General features: G+C 73.7%; 3 protein-coding genes. All 3 read left to right on the forward strand.

Annotated features, from left to right (window positions below; genetic code table 11):
• A partial coding sequence (locus GT354_RS22550; RefSeq protein WP_161358188.1) for an excalibur calcium-binding domain-containing protein occupies positions 1-193 on the forward strand: 193 nt, incomplete at its 5' end.
• A 305-nt stretch (positions 194-498) separates the two neighbouring features.
• Complete coding sequence (locus GT354_RS22555) at positions 499-2595, forward strand: restriction endonuclease (protein WP_161358189.1); 2097 nt, start codon at positions 499-501, stop codon at positions 2593-2595.
• A 284-nt stretch (positions 2596-2879) separates the two neighbouring features.
• Positions 2880-4862: primosomal protein N' (locus GT354_RS22560; RefSeq protein ID WP_346012126.1), on the forward strand; the 1983-nt coding region annotated here is incomplete at its 3' end.

Genomic DNA, 4862 nt, shown 5'->3' on the forward strand with positions numbered 1-4862 from the left:
CGCGGCGGACCCGCCCAGGACGGTGACGCCGCCGAAGACGGTGAACCCGCCCGAAGACCGCGGCGGTGACGCCCCGGTCTACTACAAGAACTGCACCGCGGTCCGCGCCGCGGGTGCCGCGCCCATCCACCGCGGCGAGCCCGGCTACGCCGCCCACCTCGATCGCGACGGAGACGGCACCGCCTGCGAATAACGCCACCGCGTCGCTGCCGCGCGCACCGCGTCGCCACCGGGACGTCTCGTCCCGGCGGCGACGCGTTCGCGCCGGTCCGGCCGACGCCGGCCACGCCCGGGCGCGTCCCGAGCTCGTCCCGGGCTCGCCCCGAGCCCACTTCGCCTCCGTTCGTTCCCGGCCGCCGCTCCCGCCACTCCCGCCGCCCCCGCAGCTCCGCGCGCTCTCGCCTCGGTCCGTTTCCGGCCGCCTTCGCTTCGGTCGGGCCGACACGGCAGGATGGCCCCAGGCGTGGGGGCGTGTGGGCAGGGTGGAAGGACGGCAGCGTGGCCAGTAGGCGGAGCAGCGGTGTGTTGGGGACATGGGCCGAGCTGCAGCGACAGCAACAGCGGCAACGCGAGGCCGAGTTGCGGCTACAGCAGCAGCAGTTGCGGGCCGACGAACGCCGCGCCCGCGAGGCGCAGAAGGCCGCCGCCCGGGCCGACCGCGAGGCGCAACGCGCCTACCAGCAGGCCCGCGAGGCCGAAGTGGCCCGCCGTACCGCCGAGATCGAGGATCGCGTCGGAGAACTCCAAGGTGTGCTCCGGGCCCGGTTGGGCCAACCCGGCTTTCGGATCGAACGTTTGCGCGCCGCAGTGCAGATCCCGCCGTTCGACGCCGGCGAGCTCGCTCGGCCGATGGCGATGCCGGATCCCGCGCGCTACCAAGTCGCGCCGCCCTCCGGTCTGGGTTCGTTCGCGCCCGGCGCGCAGACCCGGTACGAACAGGAGCGCGCGCAGGCACACGCGCGCTACGAGTACGACCTGCGGGCCGCGCAGGCGGCCGAGTACGACCGGCAGCAGCGCCTCGACACGTACCACCGCCAGTACCAGGAGTGGGCGAACGGTCAACGCGCGCTTGCCGATCAGCGCAACGAGCAGGTGGACGACCTGGTCCGGCGGCTCGCCACGCGCGATCCGGAGGCGGTCGAGGACTACTTCGAGGGTGTGCTGCTCGCGTCGCCCGACTGGCCCGAAGGCTTCTCCGACCGCTCCGCCGTCGCCTTCGACGCGTCGGCGCGCCAACTCGTGGTCGACCACGAACTCCCGACCACGGAGATCGTCCCCGCCGTCGCGCGGGTGCGCTACGTCAAGGCCGAGGACCAGGAGAAGGAGGTCGCGCGTACCGCGACCGACCGCCGCGCCATCCACCGCGACGTGCTCGCGCAGAGCACGGTGCGCATCCTCGCCGAACTGTTCTTCGCCGACCACCAGGGCATCCTCGACTCCGTCGTGCTCAACGGCTACGTCGAGGCGGTCAACCCCGCGACCGGCCGGCCCGGCCGGACCTGTCTGGTCACCGTGACGGCCCGCGCCGAGGACTTCCGGCACATCTCGCTGGATCGAGTGGACGCGGTGGCGTGTCTGGAGGCGATGCAGGGCACGTTGTCGGCGCGGCCGGACCGGCCCACGCCCGTGCAGCCGGGTCGATCGGTCGACAGCGTGGTGTCGACGCCCACGCCCGGGCCGGGCACGAGCCGGATCCCGGCCGACGACGGGGACCCGGACTTGTACCGGATGGACCCGATCGAATTCGAGAACCTGATCGCCGAGTTGTTCAAGCGCATGGGCATGCAGGTGGAGACCACCGCGCGCAGCGGCGACCAGGGCGTGGACGTGGTCGCGGTCGACCCCGACCCGATCCGCGGCGGCAAGATCGTGGTCCAGGTCAAGCGCTACCGCAACACGGTGCCGCCGACGGCCGTGCGCGACCTCGCGGGTACCGTCCAACACCACGGCGCGAACAAGGGCCTTCTGGTGACGACATCCGGATTCGGGCCCGGCTCCCACGAGTTCATCCGCAACAAGCCACTGGGCCTGGTCACCGGCCCCGAACTCGTCGGCCTGCTGGCCCAACACGGTCTGCGCGGCCGACTGGGCTCCGGCAGCGGTGCGAGTGCGGCGCCGGGCACCCGGGTACTGGTCCAACTCGCGTGGGACGCGGGTACCGCCCCGCCGTTGGACCCCTGTGCTTTCGTGTGCTCGCGCGGACGCGTGCTCACCGACGACCACTTCGTCTTCTTCAACAACCCGGCCAGCCCCGAGGGCGCCGTGCGGGTCGGCGACGGGGTGGCGTTCCTCGTCGACCTGGCGTTGGTCCCCCAACAGGCCGACCGCCTCGTCCTGGCCGCGGCCGTCGACGAGGAGAGCGCTCCCGGCCGCGACCTGTCCACGCTGAACGGCGCCAGGGTGACCAGGCTCGATCAGGCCGACGGGACACACCTGGGCGAACACTCCGTACGGGCCCGGCGAGCGGGCGAAACGGCCATCGTGTTCGGCGCGTTCGTGCGCTCGGAGGGTTCGTGGTCGTTCTCGGGTACCGCGAACGGCTTCACGGCCGGGCTGCTGGGTGTCGCGGTGGCACACGGGGTGGAGGTCGAGTAGGTGGCGCTCGGCCTTCCGACTTCGTGCGGCGGGCGGCGGGCGTCCGCGGCACGCGGCCTCGGTCGGGACGATCCATCGGTATCGGTGGCTCACGGCCGATTCGGTGACTTCACGGATCGGGATCAAGACCGGGACCGGGCCCGGCACGACGGTGACCCGGCACCCGCACGCCGGCGACGCCGTGCCCGCGCGCGGAGCGGCGAAGCCCGACACGATCGGATGCTGATAACGGGCCCAGGCCGCCGGCACGAATCCCGTCGGCCCGGTCTGTCAAGATGCATGACGTGGGTACGAACGAGCCGGTCGAGGGTGCAGCGGACGACGAACAGCTCACTCTCGGTGTCGAGGGTGTTCGTCGGGCCGCCCGGGAGGCACGGGCCGGCCGACCCAAGCCGAAACGGCTCGCGGACGACTTGCCGGTCGCGCGGGTCGTGGTCGACAAGGGGCTCGTCCATCTCGACAGACTCTTCGACTACGCGGTCCCGGCCAAGTTCGCGGAGGTCGCCCGGCCCGGGGTGCGGGTGCGGGTGCGCTTCGGGGCCAAGGTCGTGGACGGCCGCCGACAGGGGGGCGGGCTGATCGACGGGGTGATCGTCGAGCGGGTCGCGCGCAGTACGTACGGGGGGCCGCTCGCGCCGATCGCCGGTGTCACCTCGCCCGAGATCGTGCTCGCGCCGCCGATGATCGAACTCGCGCGCGCCGTGGCCGACCGTTACGCCGGAACCCTCGCCGACATCATCCAGCTCGCGCTGCCGGCCCGGCACGCGCGGGCGGAGGCCGAGCCCGTCGCGCAACCGTTGGCGGCCCCCCGCGCGCCCGAGCCCGCCACGTGGGCGCGCTATCGCGACGGCGCGACCTACCTCGCGGACCTCGCTGCGGGCAACTCGCCCCGCAGCGTGTGGACCGCGCTGCCCGGGCCGCACTGGCCCGACGAGATCGCCCGCGCGCTGGCCGCGACGCTGGCCTCCGGGCGGGGTGCGCTCGCGGTGGTACCGGACGCCAAGTCGGTCGAGCGGGTCGATGTCGCGCTCAACGCGCTGCTGGGACCCGGTCGGCACGTCGCGCTGACCGCCGGGCTCGGTCCCGAGGAGCGCTATCGGCGGTGGCTGGCGATCAACCGGGGGAGCGTACGGGCGGTGGTCGGCACGCGGGCGGCAATGTTCGCGCCGGTCGTCGAACTCGGCCTCGCCCTGGTGTGGAACGACGGCGACGGCTCGCACGCCGACCTCAACGCGCCCTATCCGCACGTGCGCGAGGTGCTCGCGATGCGGGCCGCGCGGGAGAACGCGGCGTTCACAGTGGGTGGCCACTCCACCACCGTCGAGGCGGCACAACTGGTGCGTACCGGGTGGGCGGGGCCGTTGGAGGCCGAGCGGGCGCAGGTACGCGCGGCCGCGCCGCTGGTTCGTACGATCGGCAGCGATTTCGACCTCGCCCGCGACGAGGCCGCGCGCGGGGCCCGGCTGCCGAGTCTGGCGTGGGACACGGCGCGCAAGGCATTGCAGGCCGGGCCGGTGTTGGTGCAGGTGCCCAGGCGTGGCTACCTGGTGCGTACCGCGTGTCAACGCTGCCGGGAGCCGGCGCGTTGCGGATTTTGTTCCGGTCCGCTCGAACTCCCGTCCGGTGACGGGCTGTTGACGTGTGGGTGGTGTGCGCGGGCGGCGCCGGGGTGGCGCTGCCGAGTGTGCGGTGGGGATCGGGTGCGGGCGAATGTGGTCGGCGCGCGGCGGACCGCGGAGGAGTTGGGGCGGGCGTTTCCGGCCGTGCCGGTGCGTACGTCGGGGCGCGACTCGATCCTGACCGCGGTGCCGGATCTGCCTGCGCTGATCATCGCCACGCCGGGGGCCGAGCCGGTCGCGCCGACGGGTTACGCGGCGGCCCTGCTGCTCGACGGCTGGGCGCTGCTGACCCGGCCCGACCTGCGGGCGGGCGAGGAGGCGCTGCGCCGTTGGCTGGACGCGGCGAGCCTGGTCCGGCCGGCGAGTGCGGGAGGGACGGTCGTGGTGGTCGCGGAGTCGACGCTGCGCCCGGTGCAGGCGTTGGTCCGGTGGGATCCCCAGGGATACGCGCTGGCCGAGCTGACGGAGCGGGCCGAACTGGATCTGCCACCGGTGTCGCGGATGGCCTCGGCGACGGGGACCCCGGCGGGGATCGCGGACTTCCTGGCGGTGATTCGGTTGCCGCCGGGGGTGGACGTCCTCGGTCCGGTGCCGGTGCCGGCACCGGCACCGGCACCGGCGGTGGGGCGGAGGGTGGGGTCGGGTTCG

Origin of the sequence: Streptomyces sp. SID3343 (assembly GCF_009865215.1) — a bacterium.
Taxonomy (GTDB): Bacteria; Actinomycetota; Actinomycetes; order Streptomycetales; family Streptomycetaceae; genus Embleya.